Raw genomic sequence first — 22,556 nt, forward strand, 5'->3', positions numbered from 1 at the left:
AATCACTCCTGGCCGCGCTGGCGCGCGGTGATCGCCCGGGCCCGATCGGCATCGACCCACCACACCGTGAAGTCGGGCGTATAGCTCGGGAATGGGCGAGGGTAGCCGAACTTGTCCCAGACGGCGACACGAGTCCCGTCGAAATTCCACTGCGGGACGACGTAGAAGCCCCAGCGCAGCACCCGATCGAGGGCTCGGGAGGCCGTGTCCAGCGTGCTCCGGCTGTCGGCCTGGATCAAGTCGTCGACCAGGGCGTCGACGACGGGATCGTTGACGCCCGCCAGGTTGCGGCTCTGCGGCACGTCGGCGTACTCGCTGGTCCAGAAGTCCCGCTGCTCGTTGCCAGGGTTGGCCGACTGAGGATAGCTGCCGACGATCATGTCGAACTGGAATCGGCGGAGGCGATCGAGGTACTGGTTGACGTCGACCACGCGAATCTTGCTCTGGATGCCGAGCCGCTCGAGATTGCGCGCGAACGGCTGGGTGATGCGTTCCCACTGACTGTCGTAGAGCAGGAATTCCAGGGTGAACGGCTGGCCGGTCTCGAGATTCACCAACGTCCCGTCCCGCACGTCGTAACCGGCCTCGCGCAGCAGATTCAGTGCCTCGCGCAGTCTCGGACGCAGGGCTTGCGGGTGCGGTATGGGAAGCGGCTGGTCGAATACGGCGGCCGGTAGTCGGTCGCGGTAGGGCAAGAGCAGCTTCAGCTCTTCTTTACCGGGCAGACCTTGCGCAGCCATCTCCGAGTTCTGGAAGAAACTCTCGGTACGTTGATAGGCGCCGTAGAACAGGTGCTGGTTGATCCAGTCGAAGTCGAATACCAGGCCGAGCGCGCGGCGAACCTTGGGATCCGACAGCTTGTCGCGGCGGGTGTTGAACACGTAGCCCTGCATCCCCGCTGGCTGACCGTCGGGGACGATCACCTGCTGGATCGCTCCGTCGTCGACGGCCGGCGTGTCGTAGGCCGTGGCCCAGTTCTTGGCACTGCTTTCGACGCGCATGTCCAGTGCGCCGGCAAGGAAGGCCTCCAATGCCACCGACTGATCGCGGAAGTAGTCGTAGACCAGCCGGTCGATGTTGTAGCGTCCGCGATTGAGCGGCAGATCTCGGCCCCAGTAATCATCGACCCGGCGATAGACGATGCGTCGGCCGGGATCGACCTCGGCGATTTCGTAGGGGCCGGAACCCATGAGCTTGTCGAGCGTCGGCTTGGTGAAGTCCCGGTTTCGCCAGTAGTGTTCCGGCAATACCGGCAATTGACCCAGGATCAGCGGGAGTTCCCGCGATTGATTGTTGGAGAACACGAACCGCACGGTGCGCTCGCCGAGAGCCGAGACCGATTCGACGCTGGCGTAATAGGCGCGATAGAAGGGCGATCCCTTGTCTCGCAGCAGGCGAAAGCTGAATACGACATCTTTTGCGGTGACCGGCGTGCCGTCGTGGAAACGCGCTTCCGGTCGGATATCGACTTCCATCCAGTGACGATCGGGATCGAGTCGGATGCCGCCAGCCAACAGCCCGTGCATGGTGAAAGGCTCATCGGCGCTGGCTTCCATCAGCGTATCGTAGATCTGGTTGAGACCGTCGGCGGGCGTCCCCTGGATGATGAACGGGTTGGTGGAGTCGAAGCTACCGTTGGCGGCGCGACGCAACGTACCGCCTTTGGGGGCGGCAGGATTGGCGTAGGGCAGATGATCGAAGTTGGCGGGGAGCGCCGGATCGTCATAGAGCGCGATGGCATGCACGGTCGCCACGCGGTCGATTTTCCTATCTCCCGCCTCCCCGGCATCGTGCTGCGGGGCGTTGGCAGAGGCGGACAGCGGGATGGCCAGCGCCAGCGTGGCAGCGGCCACGAGCCATCGGAATCCAGCCATCGTCGACATCCTTCTCTGGGTACGGGCGCCAGTGTGGACGCTGAAAAGTGTGGAACGCAGTAGCGGTAACCAGCACATCGGCCATCATCGCAGCATCGGGAATCTCCGCAATGGAACCCGTTTTACTGGCAATCGTCGCGACATCAAAGCGATATCTACTGCGCGTTCTGTGCCTGCGCCGTGGCCGGGACGGCCAGCGTTTGTCCGATGCGGATCTTGCTGCCGTGGATACCGTTTTCGCGACGGATCTCGCCGACGCTGGCACCAAAGCGTGCGGCGATCGCCGACAGGGTATCCCCTTTTCGGACGACATAGCGATTGAGCACCGTGCGCTCGGTGGCGGGTAGCGTCGCCAGATTGGCGAGGAACCGCTGCTTCGCCGCCACCGGCAGCAGGATGGTGGCATCGTCGCGAGGACGAGTCGACGCCCGTTTGAAGCCCGGATTCAACTTGCGCAGCGTCTGCGGATCGACACCTGCGAGATTGGCCGCCAGCGATAGCGTCAGCGGGCCGTCGGTCGCGACCTGGGCAAACTGGGTCTTGTCGGGAATCGAGGGCAGCACCACGCCATACTGTTCCGGCTTTGCAATCACTTCCGATAGTGCCAGCAGACGCGGAATGTAGGCCATGGTCTCGGCAGGCAGGCGTAGATGCCAGTAATCGATCGGATCGCCGCGATTGGCTGCGGCGTTCCGGGCGGCGTTCACTGTGCCGGCGCCTGCGTTGTATGCGGCCAGCCCCAACAGCAGATCGCCGTCATACCAGCGATCGGCCTGCTGTCGGATATAGTCCATGGCGGCTTTAGTGGCGGCAACGACATCGTGGCGGCCGTCGTACCAGGCCGTGCGCGAGAGACCCATGGCATCGCCGGTGCCGGGCATGAATTGCCAGAGACCCGCCGCGCCTCCGGGGTTGGTGGCCGTCGGATCGTAGCCGCTCTCGATGAACGGCAGCAGCGCGATCTCGCTGGGCAGATGGTGAGATTCCAGCTGCAGAGTGACCCAGCGCAGCCAGGGTTTTGCCTGGGCCGCCACTCGCTCGACGTGTCGGGGATGCTCGCGATACCACTCCAGCCACTTGGCAACGCGTGGATTGTCCGTCTCGTGAGAGAGTCGCAGCCCTTGACGCAGACGAGTCCAGGCGTCGGGGGCGTGCTGCTCCTGGAGCGCCAGTGATGACCAGAACGTGCGTTGTGGAGCGCTGCCCACGGCATCCGCCGCCGTGGCGGCCACGGGAAGGGCGGAAAGTAGAAGGCCGCCGGCAATGCCCACAAAGACATGGCAGCACTTCGATCGGGAATTCATGCGTCGTAAATCCTTGATGGCGCTGCCGGAGTGGCGTGCGGGCCGGCAGCGAGTCACGTCGTCTCTCGCCATGATGTTAGAAGCGATCTTTCCACGCACGTAGCGTGGTGAAAGCCTCCAGACTGTTATCGGCAGGTCCCTGCTGACGTAAAGTTGTCAGCAGACTGGGTTCGTCGATGCGCAGGAACGGATTGATATGGCGCTCGCGTCCCAGCGTGGTCGGTAGCGTCGGCCGATCCAGATCGCGTGCCGTCTGGCATTCGGCGCGATAGGCATCGCGAGCGGCGTTGTCGGGCTCGGCCGCCGCGGCGAAGGCAAGGTTGGCCAGCGTATATTCGTGCGCGGCGAATACCAGCGTGTCGTCCGGCAGGGCGTCGAGTTTTGTCAGCGACTCGCGCATCTGCGCGGGAGTCCCTTCGAACAGCCGGCCACAGCCGCCAGAGAAGAGCGTGTCACCGGCGAACAGCAGTCCCGGTGTGCCGGGAGCGTAGAAGGCGATATGATCGAGGGTATGGCCGGGAACGGCATGGACTTCGAAGCGACGCCCCAGAACGCGACATTCATCGCCCTCGCCGACGTGATGGCGAATACCGGAAATGGCGTCATTGGCGGGGCCGTAGACCTCAGGGGAATAGCGTTCGATCAGTTCGCGCAGACCGCCCGTATGATCCTGATGGTGATGGGTGACGAGAATGGTGTCGAGCGTCAGATCTTGCTGTTCCAGCCAGGCAATGACGGGCTTGGCGTCACCGGGATCGACGACAACAACGCGGTCCTGGTTGTCCTGTTGCAGCAGCCATATATAGTTGTCCTGGAACGCGGGAATCGGTTTCACCGTCAACATGTGGCATCCTTCTCCGGCAGGTTCGAACGTCAGGGTTCGGATGTCGGTCTGACCGATGTGGCGCGCGCGGGTTCCCGCAAGGGGCCGCCTTTTCGCCGCGGGTTCAGAATCGAACCACTGACCGTCAGAGTCGAACCACTGTAAAAAAGCGCTAACCTTGGGGAGTAAAGCCGTCCGTGTCAATCTCGCCACCCGATCCAACCCTGCAGGCAGCTGTCCGCGAGGGTCGCCAGTTCTGGGAGTCATCACCCGGAGTGGCGCTGTGGCGGGCGGAGCGTGCGTGCCTGGGCCCTCACTGCGAACAGCACCGCGGCATCCTGAGTCTGCAACTGGGCATGGCGCCGCTGATGAGCGATATGTGTCCGATCCGCCATGCGCTGGACTGGGCACCTTCCGAGGAGCTCGCTCGCACCCGCAACAGTCTGGTCTGTCTGCCTGACAGCCTTCCCCTCGCCGACGACAGCGTCGACCTGGTACTGCTGCATCATCTACTGGAAGCCGTGGATCGACCACATCATGTGCTGCAGGAAGCCGTTCGCGTGACACGCCCCGATGGCCGTCTGCTGGTGTTCGGTTGGCATCCTTTCGGACCGGCTGGCGTTCGCCGACGCGAACGACCGATGCCCTGGCGGCATCCGTGGCGAACGCCCGGTCGGCTGCGCGACTGGCTGGCGTTTGTCGACTTCGAGATCGAGCGGGTAGACTACTGCGGCTTCCGGCTGCCGGGCCGCGAAATGGGCAGCGATCGCCTGGAGACGCTGGGACGTCGCTACAACGTGCCGCTGGCCTCGGCCTACCTGCTGGTGGCGCGTCGACGCAGCATCCCCGTTCAGCCCATCAAGTTGCGCGATCCGGTTCTCGGTGGTAACAAGTCCGGCGCCTGGCTGGGACTGGCAAAGGAGACCGCGCCGGCCAGCCATCGCGGTCGGGACGAGTCGAATCGCAGACCGGTCAGCGCTGTCGGCCTAGTGGCGGTCGAAGACTCGGCAATCTCGGTCGATACGCTGAAAGGTGAGTCGCGGCCTGCGACAGAGCCGGACCACGGCGAACGTCGCTCCGTTGCGCGCGCCCGATCTCCTCGGTCGATTGCCTGAAGTTGATATCCGCCTGATGCCGTAAACCGGCCGGTATCAAGCGCGGTCTGACAATCAGTGCCCGCTGCAAACCCAGGTTCGCTGTGAAACCAATCCCGCTTGAAAGCTCAGGCCATTTACATCGAAGAGAGTTAACGTCTTGCCAGCTCCGAATTCCGAATCGTCGACGATGCCCGCCGTGACCATCTATACCGATGGCGGTTGCCGCGGCAACCCCGGCCCCGGCGGATGGGGCGCACTACTGGTCTCCGGCCGACATGAAAAGCCGTTGAAAGGCGGCGAGGTTGAAACCACCAACAACCGCATGGAACTGATGGCCGCGATTCAGGCGCTGCGCGCGCTGGATCGCGCCTGCCGGGTGTCGCTGTGGACCGACTCTCAGTACGTCCGCAAGGGCATCACCGAATGGATACATGGCTGGCAGAAGCGCGGCTGGAAGACGGCCGCCAAGCAGCCGGTCAAGAATGCGGAACTGTGGCGAGAGCTGCTTGCCGAAACCGAGCGCCACATCGTCGAGTGGCATTGGGTCAAGGGGCATAGCGGCCATGAGGGGAACGAGGCCGCCGATCGCCTGGTCAACGAGGCGATCGATGAAGTCATCGCCAAACGGCGGTCGTCGGCGCAGTGACTCGATCATCGAGGGCGAGCCCCGCCTCGTCAGCAAGACAAACGACTGTCGCCAGGCACAAGCGAGGATAACGTATGCGCCAAATCGTCATGGATACGGAAACCACCGGTATCGACCCGCGAGAAGGCCATCGCATCATCGAGATCGGCGGTATTGAACTGGTCAATCGCCGCTTCACCGGGCGCACTTACCATCAGTACGTCAACCCGGAGCGGGACATCGAGGCGGAAGCCATCGGGATCCACGGTATCACCAACGAACGGGTTGCCAACGAGCCGGTTTTCGCCGAAATCGCCGATGGGCTCTGGGAGTTCATGCGCGGCGCGCAGCTGGTCATTCACAATGCCCCGTTCGATGTCGGCTTCTTCGATCACGAATTCAAGCTGCTGAAGGCAGCGCGGGGCGAGCCCGTGCTGGGACCGGTAGCCGAGCACTGCAGCGTACTGGATACGCTGAAAATGGCGCGGAAAATGCACCCGGGGCAGCGCAATAGCCTGGACGCGCTGTGCAAGCGCTACGACATCGATAATGGCCAGCGCGTGCTCCACGGGGCGCTGCTGGACTCGGAAATCCTGGCGGAAGTCTATCTCGCCATGACCGGCGGGCAGACCGCATTGTCGCTGGCCGGCAGTGATACTGGCGACAGCCGCGAATCGGGCGGAGCCAGCGGGTTGCGCCGGATCGAGCGAACCGGCCTGCCGTTGACGGTGCTCAAGCCCAGCGATGCCGAGTGGGAGGCCCATCAGCAGCGTCTCGAACAGATCAGACAGTCGGCAGGCCAATGCCATTGGGACACGCTGAAAACGCCGGGGACCCAGCACTGATGCTACAGCGCGAAATACCGCCGATGGACGTCGTCGGTGGCTGGTTGCTACGTATGAACGCAAGCGGCGTGGCGCCGGGGGAGACCGATGACATGCTCGTCTACCGGGAGCGGTGGCCCGGGCAAGCACTGCGCCTGGGGTATTGGCAGGGTGAGCCGGTCGCCGTCGTGGTCGAGGAGGATGGCGAGGAGTGGCCCGCCTTTCGCGACTGGTTGGCGCAGCTATCCGCCGCGCAAAGCGAACTGCTGGCGACGGCTCTGCAGGTAACGCACTGGCAACGGGACCATCGTTTTTGCGGACGCTGTGGCCACGCCGCGAAGCGGCTATCGCACGAGTTCGCCATGCATTGCGACAACTGCGGACTGCGAAACTATCCGCGCATTTCGCCATGTATCATCACCCTCGTGACCCATGGCCGGGATATGCTGCTGGCACGCAGCCCGCGATTTCCGCCGCAGCGCTACTCCACGCTGGCCGGATTCATCGAACCCGGAGAGGCCGTGGAGGCGGCGGTCCGGCGGGAAGTCATGGAGGAGGTCGGTGTCGACGTGGGGCGGGTCAGCTTCTTCAAGAGTCAGTCCTGGCCTTTCCCGCATTCGCTGATGATGGGCTTCTTCGCTGAAGCGGCTAGTCGGCGAATCCGCATCGATGGCGAGGAGATCGTCGATGCCGCGTGGTTCACACCGGAAAAAATGCCCCAACTACCCCCGGCCTACTCGATTTCGCGGCAATTGATCGAGACTCATCGTGGCGCGGTTGCGATCCGCTGAGCGTATGGGTCACGGAGAGGATCTGGAGAAGAGTTTGGGGAGCCGACTGGCAAGCCCGATATCTCCCTTGACCTTCACTTTACCTGTCAGCAGTGCCTGCATCGCGTTGAGCTCTTTCTTCACCAGGGCCATCAGCGTCGTGGTGTCGCTGGAAATGGTGACGCTGGGATCCGGGTGACGGCCCGGCTGGATGTCGAGCGAGCCATGATCGATAGTCATGTGATAGTCCTCGACATCGTCGAGATCGAATTGATAAATGGCCGAAACGTTCTCGGCGGCCTCGGCATCGAATCGGGCGCGGAGTTTGGCGATGAGTTGATCGTCATCCATGATGATGTCTCCCGTGACAGAAACGCCAAGCAAATCATTGCCGCTATCCCCATGCAAGGGGCAAAGGCGGGGGTTTTGGTTCATTCCGACGCGCGCAGAGCGCGACACACTCTCCCAGGTCCCGCGAATTCATCGAACCCGGGGTATGCCCGGACAGAACGAATGCCTTGAACAAGGAGCATGACGTGATCGAATGGTTGGCCGACTACGGTCTATTTCTCGCCAAGACGGCGACGCTGGTGATCGCCATCGGCGTGATTCTGATGCTGATCGCCCGTGGTCGGCACAAGGGGCAGGGCGGTGGCGGTGCCACGCTCAAGGTCGTCGAGCTGGATGAGCGGTTTCAACGCCGGCAGCGTCAACTGCGCCTCGCCGCAGTACCCAAGGCGGGCCGTCGTCGGTTCGCCAAGCAGTTGCGAAAATCCGCCAAACTGGCCACCAAGCGTGACGCGGAGCGCGACGCCGAGCGGGTCTGGGTACTCGATTTCGACGGCGACTTGAAGGCCTCCGGAACCCCGGCTCTGGCCGAGCTGATATCGCTGCTGCTGGAAGAGATTCAGCGTGGTGACGAAATCGTGCTGCGCCTGCAGTCAGGTGGCGGCCTTGTCCATAGCTATGGTTTCGCGGCCGCTCAGCTGGATCGCCTTCGCGATGCCGGCGCGCGTTTGACCGTTTGCGTCGACAAGGTTGCGGCAAGCGGCGGCTACATGATGGCGTGCTGTGCCAGTCATCTGATTGCCGCGCCGTTCGCGGTCATCGGTTCGATCGGCGTAGTGGCGCAGATACCCAATGTCCATCGCCTGCTCAAGAAGCATGATGTCGATGTCGAGCTGCTGACGGCGGGCCGTTACAAGCGAACCTTGACGGTGCTGGGCGAAAACAGCGAAGAGGGGCGGGCCAAGTTTCTCGAGGATCTGGAATCCACGCACGATCTCTTCAAGCGTTATGTGGCCGAACGACGGCCTGCATTGGACGTCGACAAGGTCGCGACCGGCGAGATCTGGTACGGCAGCGAGGCGCTGGAGGCCGGGTTGATCGATGCCGTGGGCACCAGTGATGCCTATCTGCTGGAAAAACAGCGTCACCAGGCACGGGTGCTGAACGTATCGCTGGCGTCGCGTTCCGGCCTGATGGGCAAGTTGAGCAAGAGCATGGAGAGCGGCCTGGAAAGGAGTATCGATCGCCTGCTGCAGCGGGTCGAGGACCTTCGCTGGCAGCGTCGATAACCGCTTTCCGGGATCCGGCTCAGGCGATATCCAGCTCACCGAGCGTCTGGATCAGGCGCTTGGCCACGTTGCCATTCAGCGAGTAATAAATTACCTGGGAGCTACGGCGGGTCGCCACCAGCTGTTCCTGCCGAAGTACGGCAAGGTGCTGCGATAACGCTGACTGGCTCAGCGTCATCTCCCTATTGATCTGGGTAACCGAATGTTCACCCTGCATCAGCAGGCAGAGAATACGCAACCGGCTCTCGTTGGCGATGGCCTTGAGGGTGGCGGTAGCGGGACCGATCTGGTGGTCGCTAAGCGGGGTAACCGTTGTCATCATCGTAAAATTCCGCAGGCGCGTTGGGCAGATTGCCCGTACTGAACCCACTGTTCAGGGTATGCTGATATTAGCTTATTGTAACTTATAGTTACAATACTTTTCCGATGTATCTTGAGCGTTGTACTGGCGATCCTGGGTCGGGATCCCTATAATTCGCGCCCGCTGCAGCGTGCTGCAAGCTATCCGTCATCCCAGAGGGTTCCCTAACCCCTCGGCCCGGCACCGCCGCTTCATTCGCACCGGCGCCCGGTAAGCTTCCGTTGACGGTCGTTCGTTACGCTAGAACGCCCGTGACCGAAAGCCCGGCAAACGAAAAAGGCTTCCCATGTTGAGACTCGATAACCGCCAGCTCCGACTTGCGTTACTTTGGCTGGTCAGCTTTCACGTGATGGTGATCACCGCCAGCAACTATCTGGTTCAGTTGCCATTCACGCTTTTGGGGCTGCACACCACCTGGGGCGCTTTCAGTTTCCCGTTCATCTTCCTCGCTACCGATTTGACGGTTCGTCTGTTCGGCAAGTCATCGGCGAGACGAATCATTGCCGGCGTCATGGTGCCGGCATTGCTGATTTCCTATGCGGTATCGGTGCTGTTCCAGCAGGGACGGTTTCAGGGTTTCGAGGCCCTGGCCCAGTGGAATCTGTTCGTCGGACGCATCGCGTTGGCCAGTTTCATGGCTTACGTGCTGGGGCAACTGCTCGACATCCATGTTTTCGACCGCATGCGTCGGCTTCGTGCCTGGTGGGTCGCGCCGACCTTATCCACGATCATCGGCAACCTGGCGGATACCTTCGCGTTCTTTGCCATCGCCTTCTGGCAGGGTCCCGATCCGTTCATGCGTGAACATTGGGTGGAGATCGCCTGGTTCGATTACGCCGTGAAGCTGTCGATCAGTCTGATCTTTTTCCTGCCACTGTACGGCGTGCTGCTGGCCTACCTCGGTCGGCGCCTGTTGACGCAACGAGACCAGGTCAATCTGCCGGGGGCGTCGCGCCAGCAGGGGTAACCCCCGGCGGCATTTTGTTATCCTGCAACTTGCAACGGCGGCTGCCAGGGTTGCCGAACCGGCTTTCAGGAGGGATGACGTGCAACTTTACTGTATCGATACGGGCGTGCCGGAGAACGGCGACGCGACGCTACCGCTGGTCATACTTCACGGACTGTTCGGTAGCGCCGACAACTGGCGTTCCCACATCAAGCAGTGGCAGGACGAGCGTCGGGTGATTGCCGTCGATCTGCGCAACCATGGCCGTTCGCCGCATGCCGACGGGATGCAATATGCTGCGATGGCGGCCGATGTCGTCGCGCTGCTGGACGAGCTCGAGGTCAAACGATTCGACCTGCTGGGCCACTCGATGGGCGGCAAGGTTGCGATGACCCTGGCCCGCTTGCATCCAGCGCGGGTGGCTCACCTGATCGTTGCCGACGTCGCGCCGGTTGCCTACGACCACGGCCACGATGACATATTTACGGCAATGCGCCGGGTCGAGGCGGGAAGGCCGACATCGCGCCGCGACGCCGCAGCGCTGATGCAGGAAGAAGTCGATGACGCGGCCACGCGCCAGTTTCTGGCCACCAATCTGCTCCGCGGTGACGACGGGATCATGTACTGGCGAGTCGGTCTCGACGAAATCAGCGCGGGGTACGAGGCGATCATTGCTCCACCCGACGGCGATCGGCCATTCGAAGGCGCGACATTATTGATCCGGGGAGGCGCCTCGCACTATGTTCCGGATCGGTATCGCGAGTCTGTCGATGCGGTCCTGCCCAATGCCGAGTGGCAGACGCTGGATGGCGCCGGGCACTGGCTGCACGCCGAACAGCCGGAAGCGTTTCGGGATGCGGTGAACCGCTTCCTCGCCGCATCCTGACAGCGCAGCAATCAGGTCAGGACGGGGGCGTTTCAATTCGGTCTCATATCAGGTCAATTTCGCCATCGATCGGAATCGGTTCGATGGCTGGGCTCGGCGTCGAGATAAAGCGGTTGAGAATGCGATAGGTATCGATATCGAAACCGCGCGTATCGGGCAGCGCATGCAGGTCGTCTAGCCGTTCGACGCTACCCAGGTAGTGCCAGTGATCGACGATATGCAGACCGATCTCGCCATGCTGGTTGCTTTCTCGAAAGGCGACGCGCCCCGGCCATGGCCAGTTTTCGATACGCAGTCTTTCCATCGCCTCACGCGCTCGCTGGGCGTGAGCCTCCAGGCTCTCAGCGCCACAGCAAGCGCCTCGGCAGCGCCCGATCTGGTAGCCGAAACAGCGACCGCTACCGGCCTCCAGTCCCAGAACCCGCAGGCAGAGCGATTCGTCCGTGGCGATATCACGCAACGTCATCTGGGCGTCGCGGCGATTGCGAAACAGCCCGAAGAACTGCGTCCGCGCCGTTACGATCCATTGGCCGTCGGTGAGTGTCGGTCGGTCGTCGCCGTCTGGCCAGTTCCAGCTCACCATCCGCACGCGCTTGCGCAACTGACGGTTGTAGAGCGGCATCCAGCGTTTGATCAGGTCCGCTTCCAGCAGCTGGGCGCCTAGATCGCCGCTGGTTCGCAGCCACGCGATGCGTCGGGTCTGCGCTACCATCTGAGCGTGTCGCCTGGAAACCGGCTGCTGGACATGACTGCGGACGCGGCTGCGAATATTGACGCTTTTGCCGACGTAAAGCGGCAGTTCGTTGTGACCGAAAAAGACATAGACGCCCGGGCGTGCGGGCAGCGCGCCCAGTGAATCGACGTTCGTGCTGGGCAGCGCCTGGATCGGATCCTGCTGCGGATCGTAGTGCAGCAGGTCGTATTGCAATACGTCGTAACATGATGATCTTGAAGTCATATCATCAATCTAGTCGATTTTCCTCTACGGCGCGTTGAGATCGACCGCCAGACGAGAGATCGGGCTTTGCGCTTTGATCTGGCCGCGCTCGAGCAGAAAGGCTTCGAATTCGCGGTAGCGTTTGGAATCCAGTGCCGCGGGACGCAGGGCGAAGCGCGGCAGGGTAGCCTTCCACGCTGCGGCGTTCAGGGGCGTATCCAGCGAGGGGTCGTAGGCGATGAAACTCTGCCACGCGTCGTCCGGGTGGTTGATGATCCAGGACGTTGCTTCACCAATGGCATCCATGAAGCGCCGGTCGGCGTCGCGGTGCTCATCGAGCGTCTCGCGATTGGCGACAAAGATCAGTTCGTCGTAGCTGGGAACGCCCTGTTCCTCGATATAGAACGCCTTGCCCTCGACGCCTTCCTGCTTCATCTGCGCTGGCTCGAAGTTACGAAACGCGCCGGTCACGCCGTCGACTTTTTCGCTGATCAGAGCCGGTGTCAGCGAAAAGTTGACGTTGACCATCTCGACATCGTCCAGGCTCAGGCCGTTATGCTCGAGCATGGCCGACAGCAGCACTTCCTCGACGCCACCGACCGAATACCCGATTTTCTTGCCCTTGAGCTGGGAGATATCCTCGATGCCGCTGTCCGCTCGTACCAGCAGGGCGTTCAAGGGCGTCGCGATCAGCGTGCCCACACGCACGATGGGCAGACCCTGATCGACCTGCAGGTGCAACTGGGGTTGATAGCTGACCGCCAGGTCGATTCGGCCGGCGGCGACAAGCTTGGGCGGAACGCTGGGGTCTGCCGGCGCCTGAATGTCGACATCCAGACCGCGCTTCTCGAAAAGCCCGCGCTGCTTGGCGATGATGATCGGGGCGTGAACCGGATTGACGTACCAGTCGAGCATGACGCTCAGCGGAATCATCTGCGGCGCCAGATCGTCGTCGGCTTCCTGCGCCAGGGCCGGCATCGCCAGAGTCAGGGCAAGCAGTGCCAGACTCATCGCCAGACCGCGGCGCCAAGATGTTGAACGTTGGGTTGTCATCGGGAATTCCCCTGTTGTTTCGATGAAATCATCAAGCCTGCATGGATGAGGCGGTAGCTTGCGAAAAGAGCGGTCGTGGAATGCTTCAGGGTTCGGATTCCACACGGTCATGGTGCCAGGGCATTGCCAGTCTCAGCGCGGCATCGACGCCGAAGTAGAGCAGTACGGCAAACGCCACCAGCACGACGAGGGCGGCAAACATCAGGTCGATCTGCAATCGGGCATTGGCATTGAGCATCAGATAGCCCAGGCCCTGGCTGGAGCCAACCCATTCGCCGATGACCGCGCCGATCGGTGCCGCGCTCGCTGCCATGCGAAGGCCGGAAGCGAGCGACGGCAGCGCGGCCGGCAGCTGGACTTTCAACAGCCGCTGGCGCCGGGTCAATCCGAATGTCTGGGCCAGGTCCAGCCAGCCCTGCGGTGTCTGTCGCAGGCCGTCATAGCCGGTGGAGGCGACCGGAAAATAGATGATGACCATGGCCATCAGAATCTTGGGGCCCAGCCCGTAACCGAGCCACAGCATCAGAATCGGTGCCAGCGCGAACAGCGGAATGGCCTGGCTGATCAGCAGTAGCGGCAGCAGCGTGCGCCGCAATGCCCGGAATCGAGCCAGTGCCAGTGCTGTCGTCAGCCCCAGCAGGATACCGCCGATCAGTCCGGCAACGATCTCGATGGCGGTGATCCCGGCATGATGGGCAAGGAGACCACGCTGGTCGATCAGGGCGCGTCCAACGGCCATGGGTGAAGGCAGAATGTAGCGTGGTACGCCGGTCAGGGTCAGCACCAGCTGCCAAATGGCGACGATCGTGACCAGCGCCAGCAAGGGCCGAACCAAGCGTTTCAGCAGTGCGCGTTCAGGCATCGTCCGTCTCTCGCAACTGGGTCACCAGTTCGGCCTGACGACGCTGTAGCTCGCTGTCGTCGAGCGAGCGCGGCCGGTCGCCCGGGGGAACCGAAATCGATACCAGGCGTGCGGGTTCTCCCTGCAGGATCAGGATTCTATCGGCCAGGCGCAGCGCCTCGAGCGGATCATGTGTCACCATGAGCACGGTGCGGTCGGCCAGAAGCCGGCTAGCCAGATCGTGAAGTTCGAGCCGGGTGATGGCATCGACGGCGGAGAAAGGCTCGTCCATCAGAACCACGCTGGCGTCCGCGAACAGGGTGCGGGCGAGAGCAATACGCTGGCGCTGGCCGCCGGAGAGCTCGTCAGGCCATCGATCGGCCTTGTCGGCAAGACCGACCTGGGCCAGCAGATGCTCGGCGCGCCGTCGATCAGCCGCAGTGGGTCGTCCTTGCCAGTGGGCGCTGAGCATGACGTTACCCGCCACTCTTTGCCAGGGTACGAGCAGGTCCTGCTGGGCCATCCAGGCAACACGGCCTGCCAACGGGATGCCGTCACTGGTCTGGAGATCGAGATGGTGGTTGTCAGGCAGTCTCAGGCTGGCGATCATGCGCAGCAGAGAACTTTTGCCACTGCCGCTGCGACCGAGCAGGCAAGTCCAGCTGCCCGCGTCGAATCGCGCCTGAAGCGCTTGAAACAGCGGGCGATCGCCGAAAGTCAGCGAAGCGTGGCGGAGGACGAGTCCGGGCGGTGACATGACAACTCCCATCAGGGGGAAACGGGCGAAGTCATGCGAGAACAGCTGGCATTTCCTCCGCCGGTACTAGCCGGTTCAGGTTCCAGGGTTGTGCATGACCGCACTCTCAGCCCGTCGCGCGGGCACCCCTATCCAGTGCCCGGGATTGTACGCCGCCCGACGCCGCCTGCCCACCGGCGATAGTCGAACCGACGCAAGGATGAAGTCCATTGACGACCCGAGATCGCCCGATCCGAGCGGATGCCGAACTGACTCGACGGGTATCGGTGTTGACCGGCAAATCGCTGACGCCGCTTGCGCTGCGTTGGCCGGACAGCGCCAACTGGCTGTGGCGAAGCGAGGAGCTCTCCCCGCAGCTGCTCAAACTGGCCCGAAGGTCGCCGGCGACCGACGGGTTCTGGTGGGGGATTCAGCAGCTGTTCGGCCTCGATCGCTGGCAGGCGGCCGAAGCGCTGACCCAAGTGCCGGGACTGCTCCCACCGCGCCTGCCGATGGCGCCATTGCCGATGACGTTTCTTGGCCGATTACAGGGCATCCCGCTCTGGAGCCTGCCTTGGCGTCATGCCGTTTCCCCTCCGATGAGCGTGGCGTTGGCAACCCGGCTCGGCGAGCAGCTCGCGATCCTCCATCGGGAAGCCCTGCCGGGCTTCGGCCATCCCAGCGCCGACGTCTGGCCGCTATCGAGCTGGCCCCAACGGGCTCGCGCGTTCGTCGAAGGGCATCCCGGTCGTCGCTGGATTCCGGAAATGCCGAGCTGGCCGCAGCCCTCGAAAAGCGTCTGGTCGCTGCCGGATCTTCGCAGCGATCAGTTTCTGGAAGGCGCGACGGACTGGCTATGGAGTGACTGGGAAGCGTTGGTGTGGGCGCCACTGGAGCTCGACCTGTGCCTGCTCGAGTTGCTTCTGGAAAACGCCTCTCAGCGCGATGCCTTCGTCGCGGCCTATGGCCGTCTCCAGACGCTGCCGGATCTCGCGCGCTTTCGCCCCGGGATGCGAGCGCTGGCGCTGTTGTTGTCCCTGCACGGGGAGAACGCCAAGGATCGGACAATCGATCACCCGCATTGGCTAAAAGATTAAATTTCCTGCTATTTTTCGCCGCGCATGGCAACGTCTGCATGGCATACTGGGTCATCTCAACTCATAACCGATGGCTGAGACTTGGACTCGATCAATAGCCTGTTTCTCGTGTGCGGGGCGCTGATAGCCCTCAGTATTCTGGCCAGCCGGGTGTCGTCCCGGATCGGCGTACCGCTGCTCGTTCTCTTCCTGGGCCTGGGCATGCTCGCGGGTGAGGAGGGCGTGCTGGGACTACAGTTCGACGACTACTCCCAGGCGTTCCTGATCGGCCATCTGGCGCTGGCGATGATACTGCTCGATGGTGGCCTGCGCACGCGTTTGCGAACCTTTCGGGTGGGCCTCAAACCGGCGCTGTCGCTGGCGACCATCGGAGTGTTTCTAACCAGCGGCATCGTCGGCCTGCTGGCCATGTGGCTGCTCGATCTGACGCCGGTCGAAGGTCTGCTGGTCGGGGCGATCGTCGGATCGACCGACGCGGCAGCGGTGTTTTCGATGCTCAAGGGGCAGGGCGTCAATCTCAACGAGCGAGTGGGGGCCACGCTCGAAATCGAATCCGGCACCAACGACCCGATGGCGATCTTTCTCACCATCACGCTTGCCGACCTGCTCACCGGGGCGGTCGGTGGCGTCTGGGAAACGTTGATGCGCTTCGTCCTGCAGTTCGGGCTGGGGCTCGCAGTCGGCTTGGGTGGCGGCTGGGTATCGGCGAAACTGCTGCGCTATCTGGATCTGGCCCCCGGGCTCTATTCCCTGCTGGCGCTGGCGCTGGGATTCTGCATTTTCGGCGCGACCAGCGCCGCCGGTGGCAGCGGGTTTCTGGCGATCTACCTCACTGGGCTGATGATCGGCAATCAACCCGGACGTCATCTCACCCACATCCTGCCTGTCCATGACGGGCTGGCCTGGTTGAGTCAGATCGGGTTGTTCCTGGTCCTGGGGTTGCTGGTCACGCCCTCCGAGATGATCGATTATGCGGTGCCGAGTGCCATTCTGGCCGTGGCCCTGATCGTCGTGGCGCGCCCGGTCGCGGTGATGGCCTCGCTGGTACCTTTCTTCAGTTTCCGATGGCGGGAGATCTGCTTTATCTCGTGGGTAGGGTTGCGCGGAGCGGTCCCCATCGTGCTGGCGATTTTCCCGGTCATCAGTGGCGTCGAAAACGCCTCTCTCTATTTCAACGTGGCATTTTTCGTCGTGCTGATCTCGCTTCTGCTACAGGGGTCGACGCTGGCGAGAGTCGCCCGCTGGATGCGTGTGGTGCTGCCGGAAACCACGACGCCCGATCGCCGGGGACAGCTGGGCGTGCTGCCGGAAAACGATTACGAGATGTTCGTCTACAAGGTCGAGAATGAATCTCTCGACGACGTGCCGATTCGCCTGCTTCGACTGCCATCGGGCACGCTGATCTCGGCGATCTTTCGCCAGCACGCGATGCTGCACCCCAAGGGGAGCACCCGCCTGCGCCTGCGCGACGTGATCTGCCTGATCGGGCGAACAGGGGATTTGCCGTCCCTCAATCGATTGTTCAACGGCGAGGCGAAACTGAAGCGAGAGCGTGCCTTCTTCGGCACGTTCACTCTCGATGGCGAGGCCCTGATGCAAGAGGTGGCCAACGCCTACGGTCTGACCCTGAGCCCTGGCGAGCAGGAAATGACATTGGGAGAATTCGTGGCACTACGCGTCGGCGGCCATCCCGTTGTCGGGGATGACGTCGACTGGCACGGTTTTCACTGGGTCGTCAGCGAAATGGAAGGGAATCGCGTGACCCGAGTGGGGCTGCGTCTCTACCACTGAAATAGTCAGTGAAGCCAGTGATGGGCTGTATGGCTGGCAATGGATTGCCGCTATTCGACCTCGGCCTCGTCGGTCGGCTTGTCCAGGCGCTTGCCGGTCTCGCGAGAGGTCATGCTGTTCATGCTGTCGGCGCGTTGCTGAGCCTGAGTCGCGTCTTCGAAATGCCCCAGGCTGCCCCCGGTGTCTCCATCATAAACTTCATAGCAAACCTGTTCAGGGTTGCCGGGTTTATGAGTCTTTCTGATCTCGACGAACGGTTCTGCCATGATGGAATCCTCCAGTAAAGACATCGATCTTCAGGTTAGTTGGGCTTTCGCTGTCGTGCAGCGGGTCTTCAGGCTGGTGCGCAGGCGCGACGATGCCATGAGTGATCAGTCCGGATCCAGATCCCACTGCAAGCCGAATTGAAGACCATTGATCGCATCGTCGAGAAACCCGTCGTTACGATCGTTGCGGCTATCATCCGCCTGCTGCATGGCGGTCTGCTTCTGCGGATCGGGCCAGCCCAGACGTGCCATGCACAGCTGATACTCCGGCTCGCCGGCGATCTGGTGCGACTGCCGCTCGCAAGTATTGCTATCCCGCAGAAAGTTCGTGGCAGTCAGCCGCGGTGTCGCCGACACACAGCCAGCCAATAGAAGAAAAGAGATGAAAAGGATTAACGCGCGGTGCATTGGCAACATCACTGGAGACTCGTTGCAGGGTAGCACCGTTCAGTCCTGCATCCTCACCGTCGATCAAAAAAAGCGAACATCGACCGTATCCGGTCGACGCCAAAGCCTTACATAGCCGCTCTTACTTCGTCTGGATCACGAGGCGAGACCCGACGTCGGCGAGCACCAGTTGAGCAGGATGTCGTGGCGGGTGATATGAATCACGCGGACTCCCTCGCTGTCATCGAACTGCTCGACGAGGTTTTCCCAGACACTGACGGGTTCGAGCTCTCGTCGGCTGATCGTCACCTGATGACGATGATTGGCCTGCGCCTTCGCGATTAGCTTTTCCACTCGGCGTGTGAGTCGGGCTTCGGGCGTAGGGAAAGGAATGACCATCGAACACTCCGCGATAACTGTTTATTCATACAGTATCGATCATGACAGAGACGAAAACAATCACGACGACGAAAATGAAAGAGGGCACGGCGGCGCGTTTCGCCAGACCCACTTGCCCAGATGACAGCGACCGGTACCGACCAGAACAATCCTAGGCCATGTCTGAAAAGTACTGTGCTTGCCCATACGGCCTTAAAAATCGGCTGGTGCGCCAGCCCGGTCCGTCTTCGCCGATTTCTGCCTTAGCTACGCGCCCCGGTCTTGCCTTCGCTCGTCGACTTTTCAGACAAAGCCTAGTGGGGATGACTCTCCATATAAGACTGAATGGCGGATATCGTGGTCTGCATGTCGTTGCAGAAAGACTGGGACGGCTTGAAATCGGCACCGCTGGCCAGTTTCTTCATCTCCCCGTCATGATCGGAGACCTGACCGTTTTCACGCAACCCCCTCGCCATGCTCGTCAGTGCCTGCTGGGTCTGCTGCGGGTCGTCGCTGCTGGAGATGTAGGAATCGATCTGCTGCGTTTGCTTGCTGACCTGCTTCATCAGGCTGTCCGAAGAGCACTCGAAATCGTCTGCGGCCGCGTGGGTTGAAGCGACGAGGATGCCAAGAACTCCGCCGGTAAATATTTTTGTCATGTAATTCAATGTGGTATCCAGTATCAAGACATGTACCACACACTATGGCACTTCTGACGTGAGCTCTCTAGCATCGTGATCAAAGGATGGCTTTGGAAAAGGATGGCTTTGAAAGATGGCGGCCCCGATTTCAGTGCAGACCTGAGTTCGTTGCCATCAATCAGTCGATAATCTGAGACTGTGCCGAGACCGGCGGGCAAGAAACTGACAATCCGAAACGAAAAAAGGCCAGCTAAGTAGCTGACCTTTTTCGAAAAAGTGGCGGAGGGACAGGGATTCGAACCCTGGGTAGGCTATTAACCTACGCCGGTTTTCAAGACCGGTGCATTCAACCGCTCTGCCATCCCTCCGGCTTACGGCGTGGAATACTACCAGCTCGTCTGTGGACGTCAATAGGTTCTTTAGCTTTCAACAAGTTATTTCGCTTTGGATCGGTCGTATAACGCTTGTCAGGGGAACTTTGCAAGGGCATTCTGGTCTACGGGTGAGTTTCAATAGAACTGAGGGGGCTACAATGGAATTCCGGACTTCGCACGACGTCACAGATCGTCGATCAAGCGCGGTCAGCACCAACAAGGTGTTGCGTAACACCTATATGTTGCTGGCCATGACGCTGCTTTTCTCGGCCGTGACTGCCGGCGCCGCTGTGGCGATGGGCGTCACGCAGCTCAATATCTTCGTATTCTTCATCGGCGCCTACGGCCTGATGTTTCTGGTTCACAAGACTGCCAACTCCGGCGCAGGCATTGCAGCGATCTTTGCCTTCACCGGTTTCATGGGGTTCACGCTGGGGCCGATCATCGACCTCTACCTGTCGATTCCCAATGGCGCGCAGCTGGTGATGACCGCGCTGGGCATGACTGCGGCGACGTTCCTGGGGCTGTCTGCCGTTGCGCTGATCACGCGCAAGGACTTCAGCTTCCTGGGTAACTTCATGATGGCAGGTGCCATCGTGCTGGTGCTGGCCATGGTTGCGGCGATGGTCTTCAACATCCCGGGGCTGGCTCTGGCAGTGTCTGCCGGTTTCGTGCTGTTCTCGTCAGCGGCCATTCTGTACCAGACCAGCGAGATCGTGAATCGTGCGGGTGAGACGAACTATATCCTCGCGACCGTTACGCTCTACGTCTCGATCTACAATCTGTTCATCAGCCTGCTGTCGATCCTGGGCGTCATGTCTCGCGACTAAGCGCAGAAAGCGGTATCGGCTGTCTCGAGGCCCCACTACGGTGGGGCCTTGTCGTTTGGTACCATGGGCCTTTCCAAATTCGGTTTGGTCGATCGGAAGGAGCTGTCGCCAGAGTCATGCTCAATTACGCGTTGTTGGTACACGCTGCGCCCTACAGCCATCAGGCGGCACTGTCGGCTCTGCGTTTCGCGGAAACCGTCGTGGCGGGCGGCCATCGGTTGAAGACGGTCTTTTTCTATCACGACGGGGTTCATAACGCTTCGGCGTTGATGGCTCCGCCGCAGGACGAAGTGCATCTGGCCGATGGCTGGAAGCGACTTCATGATGAGCACGGCGCCGAGCTTCTGGTTTGCGTGGCAGCGGGCTTGCGCCGCGGGTTGCTGGATGCCGGCGAAGCCAATCGCCACGGATCGGCTTCACACAGCGTCGAGCCGCCATTCGAACTGACCGGCGTTGGGCAACTTGTCGACGCCATGCTCACCAACGACCGACTGATCACGTTTGCGCCATGACGACGCATCCCTCATTCGACATCGAACCTCAGGATCTGCTGGTCGTGCTGCGCCATCCCCCCCATGGCACTCAATGGCTACGCGAGGGTCTCGACGTGGCGCTGGTCGCAGCGGCGTTCGGCCAGCGCGTCGGCTTGCTGTTTCAGGGCGACGGTATCTTCGCGCTGCTGAAGGACCAGCAGGCGGGGGCCCTGGGGCAGAAAGGCACCCATTCGCAGATAGCGATGCTGGAAATGTACGATATCGAAGCGTTATGGGTCAGCGAAGCCGCGCTCGCGGAACGGGGACTTGCGAGAGAAGACCTGATGTTGCCGACGACGTCCCTGAACGCCGAGGCGGTGGCAAAACTGCTTCGATGCCATCCCCACACCCTGATTTTCTAGCCTCGGGACGACGCCAATGCTGCTGCATCTGCTTAACCGGTCCCCGCAATCGCCCTCGGTCTATCGGGACCTGGGCGAAGCTTTCGGTGCGGGCGATCATCTGCTGTTGATCGAGGACGCTTGCTACGCGGCGTTACCACCGTCCAGCGCGGTGCTCGAACCCTTCGCCGGACGGGTATCCGTACTGCGGGAAGATCTGATTTCGAGAGGGTTGGCCGAACGGGTCAGCCCAGACATCGCCGTCGTCGACATGAACGGATTTCTGGCACTGACGGAAACCCACGAACGCTGCGTGAGTTGGTTCTGATGGTTACGACAACGGCAAGAACATTGATGGTCGAGGGACGGCCTATCGGGCTGGACCCGGAGGGCTATCTGGTATCGCTCGACGACTGGTCGGAGCGTGTCGCCGAGGCGTTGGCGGCGGATGACGATCGGGAGCTGACTCCCGCCCATTGGGAGGTGATCGAGGTGCTGCGGGATTTCTACCGGCGCTACGAAGCGGCGCCAGCCATGCGTCCGCTGGTCAAGGCGGTCAAGCAGTCGCTGGGCGAAGAGAAGGGCAGTTCGATCTACCTGATGCAGCTTTTCCCCGAGAGCCCGGCCAAGGTCGGTGCACGCCTGGCCGGCTTGCCCAAGCCGACCAACTGCCTCTAGTGCTCGATCAACCGAGAGTTCCATCATGAACTTTCTTGCCCATGCCTGGCTCTCGCGTCACGGTAGTGACGACTTCCTCTATGGCAACCTGATCGCCGATGGTGTCAAAGGATCGCGTCTCGAATCCTGGCCGACGGCGATCGCCTCGGGCATTCGCCATCATCGTCAGGTCGATGCCGCGATCGATCGCCATGCCGAAGTATTGCGCCTGCTGCAGATGGCGCCGAGCGCGCAGCGTCGTTTCACGGGAATCGCGCTGGATCTGGTCTGGGATCATTTTCTGGCAAGCCGCAGCCCCGATGTAGCGCTGGTCGAGCGTTGCTATCAGGTGTTGGGCGAGCGGCAGGCACCGGAGCGCCTGGCAGGAATGGTGCCGGCAATGATCGACGGCGACTGGCTACAGCGGTATGCGGACTTCGACTTTACCTGTCGTGCCATCGCCGGCATCGGTCAGCGCCTGCGCGGGCCCAACCAACTCGCCGCACTGACGCCCTGGTTGCGCGACGAATACGATAATCTCGAAGCCGCCTTCTTTTCGCTATGGCCCGATATGCAGCATCGCTTCAGCGAATGAATCGATGCTGCA

The 22,556-nt window shown here is 61.6% G+C and carries 28 protein-coding genes, 1 tRNA gene and 1 riboswitch; of the genes, 15 read left to right on the plus strand and 14 right to left on the minus strand.

The window, feature by feature from the left end:
- Window positions 1-2: 2 nt before the first annotated feature.
- The 3 genes from DOM36_RS03865 to gloB form a co-directional block, all read right to left on the minus strand.
- The gene (locus DOM36_RS03865) at window positions 3-1,874 is read right to left on the minus strand and encodes an extracellular solute-binding protein (protein WP_110641429.1); all 1,872 of its coding nucleotides are present in this window, start codon (window positions 1,872-1,874) and stop codon (window positions 3-5) included.
- A gap of 155 nt (window positions 1,875-2,029) precedes the next feature.
- Entirely contained in the window at window positions 2,030-3,178 is a 1,149-nt protein-coding gene (locus DOM36_RS03870; protein WP_198651191.1) for a transglycosylase SLT domain-containing protein, read from the minus strand.
- Window positions 3,179-3,254: 76 nt separating this feature from the next.
- Window positions 3,255-4,022, minus strand: coding sequence for a hydroxyacylglutathione hydrolase (gloB, locus tag DOM36_RS03875; protein ID WP_110641433.1), 768 nt, complete (start codon window positions 4,020-4,022; stop codon window positions 3,255-3,257).
- A 176-nt stretch (window positions 4,023-4,198) separates the two neighbouring features.
- Between gloB and DOM36_RS03880 the strand changes: the two genes are divergently transcribed.
- The 4 genes from DOM36_RS03880 to nudC all read left to right on the plus strand — a co-directional run bounded on the left by DOM36_RS03880 (window position 4,199) and on the right by nudC (window position 7,338).
- Window positions 4,199-5,116, plus strand: coding sequence for a methyltransferase domain-containing protein (locus DOM36_RS03880; RefSeq protein ID WP_083941481.1), 918 nt, complete (start codon window positions 4,199-4,201; stop codon window positions 5,114-5,116).
- Window positions 5,117-5,285: 169 nt separating this feature from the next.
- A complete protein-coding gene (rnhA, locus tag DOM36_RS03885; RefSeq protein ID WP_075568781.1) occupies window positions 5,286-5,744 on the plus strand; it encodes a ribonuclease HI in 459 nt (152 codons plus the stop codon).
- Window positions 5,745-5,818: 74 nt separating this feature from the next.
- A complete protein-coding gene (dnaQ, locus tag DOM36_RS03890; RefSeq protein ID WP_075568780.1) occupies window positions 5,819-6,568 on the plus strand; it encodes a DNA polymerase III subunit epsilon in 750 nt (249 codons plus the stop codon).
- Window positions 6,568-7,338: an NAD(+) diphosphatase gene (gene nudC / locus DOM36_RS03895; protein WP_075568779.1), complete on the plus strand. Its 771-nt coding sequence runs from the start codon at window positions 6,568-6,570 to the stop codon at window positions 7,336-7,338. The genes dnaQ and nudC overlap by 1 nt, the downstream gene beginning before the upstream one ends.
- Window positions 7,339-7,347: 9 nt before the next feature.
- Here nudC and DOM36_RS03900 read toward each other — a convergent pair whose 3' ends face one another.
- Entirely contained in the window at window positions 7,348-7,668 is a 321-nt protein-coding gene (locus tag DOM36_RS03900; protein WP_075568778.1) for an SCP2 sterol-binding domain-containing protein, read from the minus strand.
- A 185-nt stretch (window positions 7,669-7,853) separates the two neighbouring features.
- Here DOM36_RS03900 and sohB point away from each other — a divergent pair, with 185 nt between their 5' ends.
- Window positions 7,854-8,894, plus strand: a complete 1,041-nt coding sequence (gene sohB, locus DOM36_RS03905; RefSeq protein ID WP_075568777.1) for a protease SohB — start codon at window positions 7,854-7,856, stop codon at window positions 8,892-8,894.
- Window positions 8,895-8,913: 19 nt separating this feature from the next.
- On the opposite strand, the gene DOM36_RS03910 is transcribed toward sohB, so the two are convergent.
- Window positions 8,914-9,216 carry a metalloregulator ArsR/SmtB family transcription factor gene (locus DOM36_RS03910; protein ID WP_110641435.1) on the minus strand — a complete coding sequence of 101 codons (303 nt, stop codon included), beginning with the start codon at window positions 9,214-9,216 and terminating at the stop codon, window positions 8,914-8,916.
- Window positions 9,217-9,541: 325 nt separating this feature from the next.
- Here DOM36_RS03910 and DOM36_RS03915 point away from each other — a divergent pair, with 325 nt between their 5' ends.
- Window positions 9,542-10,222 carry a 7-cyano-7-deazaguanine/7-aminomethyl-7-deazaguanine transporter gene (locus DOM36_RS03915; RefSeq protein WP_110641437.1) on the plus strand — a complete coding sequence of 227 codons (681 nt, stop codon included), beginning with the start codon at window positions 9,542-9,544 and terminating at the stop codon, window positions 10,220-10,222.
- Window positions 10,223-10,301: 79 nt separating this feature from the next.
- Window positions 10,302-11,087 (plus strand): alpha/beta fold hydrolase, encoded by a 786-nt coding sequence (locus DOM36_RS03920; protein WP_110641439.1) that lies wholly within the window; start codon window positions 10,302-10,304, stop codon window positions 11,085-11,087.
- Between the two features lie 43 nt (window positions 11,088-11,130).
- On the opposite strand, the gene DOM36_RS03925 is transcribed toward DOM36_RS03920, so the two are convergent.
- The 4 genes from DOM36_RS03925 to DOM36_RS03940 form a co-directional block, all read right to left on the minus strand.
- The gene (locus DOM36_RS03925; RefSeq protein WP_157958552.1) at window positions 11,131-12,045 is read right to left on the minus strand and encodes a hypothetical protein; all 915 of its coding nucleotides are present in this window, start codon (window positions 12,043-12,045) and stop codon (window positions 11,131-11,133) included.
- A gap of 24 nt (window positions 12,046-12,069) precedes the next feature.
- On the minus strand, window positions 12,070-13,077 hold the full coding sequence (locus DOM36_RS03930) for an ABC transporter substrate-binding protein (protein ID WP_232823718.1): 1,008 nt from the start codon (window positions 13,075-13,077) through the stop codon (window positions 12,070-12,072).
- An 85-nt stretch (window positions 13,078-13,162) separates the two neighbouring features.
- On the minus strand, window positions 13,163-13,939 hold the full coding sequence (locus DOM36_RS03935; RefSeq protein WP_075568772.1) for an ABC transporter permease: 777 nt from the start codon (window positions 13,937-13,939) through the stop codon (window positions 13,163-13,165).
- Window positions 13,932-14,675 carry an ABC transporter ATP-binding protein gene (locus DOM36_RS03940; RefSeq protein ID WP_075568893.1) on the minus strand — a complete coding sequence of 248 codons (744 nt, stop codon included), beginning with the start codon at window positions 14,673-14,675 and terminating at the stop codon, window positions 13,932-13,934. The genes DOM36_RS03935 and DOM36_RS03940 overlap by 8 nt, the downstream gene beginning before the upstream one ends.
- A 35-nt stretch (window positions 14,676-14,710) precedes the next feature.
- Window positions 14,711-14,815: riboswitch (TPP riboswitch) on the minus strand.
- Between the two features lie 69 nt (window positions 14,816-14,884).
- On the opposite strand from DOM36_RS03940, the gene DOM36_RS03945 reads away from it, so the two are divergent.
- Both DOM36_RS03945 and DOM36_RS03950 read left to right on the plus strand, forming a co-directional pair.
- Window positions 14,885-15,751: a hypothetical protein gene (locus DOM36_RS03945; protein WP_075568771.1), complete on the plus strand. Its 867-nt coding sequence runs from the start codon at window positions 14,885-14,887 to the stop codon at window positions 15,749-15,751.
- 81 nt (window positions 15,752-15,832) lie between these two features.
- Window positions 15,833-17,542 carry a potassium/proton antiporter gene (locus DOM36_RS03950; protein WP_075568770.1) on the plus strand — a complete coding sequence of 570 codons (1,710 nt, stop codon included), beginning with the start codon at window positions 15,833-15,835 and terminating at the stop codon, window positions 17,540-17,542.
- 50 nt (window positions 17,543-17,592) lie between these two features.
- On the opposite strand, the gene DOM36_RS03955 is transcribed toward DOM36_RS03950, so the two are convergent.
- The 5 genes from DOM36_RS03955 to DOM36_RS03975 all read right to left on the minus strand — a co-directional run bounded on the left by DOM36_RS03955 (window position 17,593) and on the right by DOM36_RS03975 (window position 19,582).
- Window positions 17,593-17,808, minus strand: coding sequence for a hypothetical protein (locus DOM36_RS03955; protein WP_075568769.1), 216 nt, complete (start codon window positions 17,806-17,808; stop codon window positions 17,593-17,595).
- Between the two features lie 105 nt (window positions 17,809-17,913).
- Window positions 17,914-18,165: a hypothetical protein gene (locus DOM36_RS03960; RefSeq protein WP_157958553.1), complete on the minus strand. Its 252-nt coding sequence runs from the start codon at window positions 18,163-18,165 to the stop codon at window positions 17,914-17,916.
- Window positions 18,166-18,351: 186 nt separating this feature from the next.
- Complete coding sequence (locus tag DOM36_RS03965; RefSeq protein ID WP_075568767.1) at window positions 18,352-18,594, minus strand: DUF1654 domain-containing protein; 243 nt, start codon at window positions 18,592-18,594, stop codon at window positions 18,352-18,354.
- Window positions 18,595-18,887: 293 nt separating this feature from the next.
- Window positions 18,888-19,139 carry a hypothetical protein gene (locus DOM36_RS03970; protein WP_144076799.1) on the minus strand — a complete coding sequence of 84 codons (252 nt, stop codon included), beginning with the start codon at window positions 19,137-19,139 and terminating at the stop codon, window positions 18,888-18,890.
- Window positions 19,140-19,491: 352 nt separating this feature from the next.
- Window positions 19,492-19,582: transfer RNA gene (locus DOM36_RS03975), tRNA-Ser, on the minus strand.
- 164 nt (window positions 19,583-19,746) lie between these two features.
- Between DOM36_RS03975 and DOM36_RS03980 the strand changes: the two genes are divergently transcribed.
- The 6 genes from DOM36_RS03980 to DOM36_RS04005 all read left to right on the plus strand — a co-directional run bounded on the left by DOM36_RS03980 (window position 19,747) and on the right by DOM36_RS04005 (window position 22,544).
- Window positions 19,747-20,418: a Bax inhibitor-1/YccA family protein gene (locus DOM36_RS03980; RefSeq protein WP_110641447.1), complete on the plus strand. Its 672-nt coding sequence runs from the start codon at window positions 19,747-19,749 to the stop codon at window positions 20,416-20,418.
- Between the two features lie 116 nt (window positions 20,419-20,534).
- Window positions 20,535-20,930 (plus strand): sulfurtransferase complex subunit TusD, encoded by a 396-nt coding sequence (gene tusD, locus DOM36_RS03985; RefSeq protein ID WP_075568764.1) that lies wholly within the window; start codon window positions 20,535-20,537, stop codon window positions 20,928-20,930.
- Complete coding sequence (gene tusC / locus DOM36_RS03990; RefSeq protein ID WP_075568763.1) at window positions 20,927-21,313, plus strand: sulfurtransferase complex subunit TusC; 387 nt, start codon at window positions 20,927-20,929, stop codon at window positions 21,311-21,313. The genes tusD and tusC overlap by 4 nt, the downstream gene beginning before the upstream one ends.
- A gap of 16 nt (window positions 21,314-21,329) precedes the next feature.
- Window positions 21,330-21,620, plus strand: coding sequence for a sulfurtransferase complex subunit TusB (gene tusB / locus DOM36_RS03995; protein WP_075568762.1), 291 nt, complete (start codon window positions 21,330-21,332; stop codon window positions 21,618-21,620).
- Window positions 21,620-21,970, plus strand: coding sequence for a TusE/DsrC/DsvC family sulfur relay protein (locus tag DOM36_RS04000; protein WP_075568761.1), 351 nt, complete (start codon window positions 21,620-21,622; stop codon window positions 21,968-21,970). The genes tusB and DOM36_RS04000 overlap by 1 nt, the downstream gene beginning before the upstream one ends.
- A gap of 25 nt (window positions 21,971-21,995) precedes the next feature.
- Entirely contained in the window at window positions 21,996-22,544 is a 549-nt protein-coding gene (locus DOM36_RS04005) for an ACP phosphodiesterase (RefSeq protein WP_075568760.1), read from the plus strand.
- The last annotated feature ends 12 nt before the right edge of the window (window positions 22,545-22,556 follow it).

It is taken from the genome of Salinicola sp. CPA57, assembly GCF_003206035.1.
In the GTDB taxonomy this organism is placed as follows: domain Bacteria; phylum Pseudomonadota; class Gammaproteobacteria; order Pseudomonadales; family Halomonadaceae; genus Salinicola; species Salinicola socius.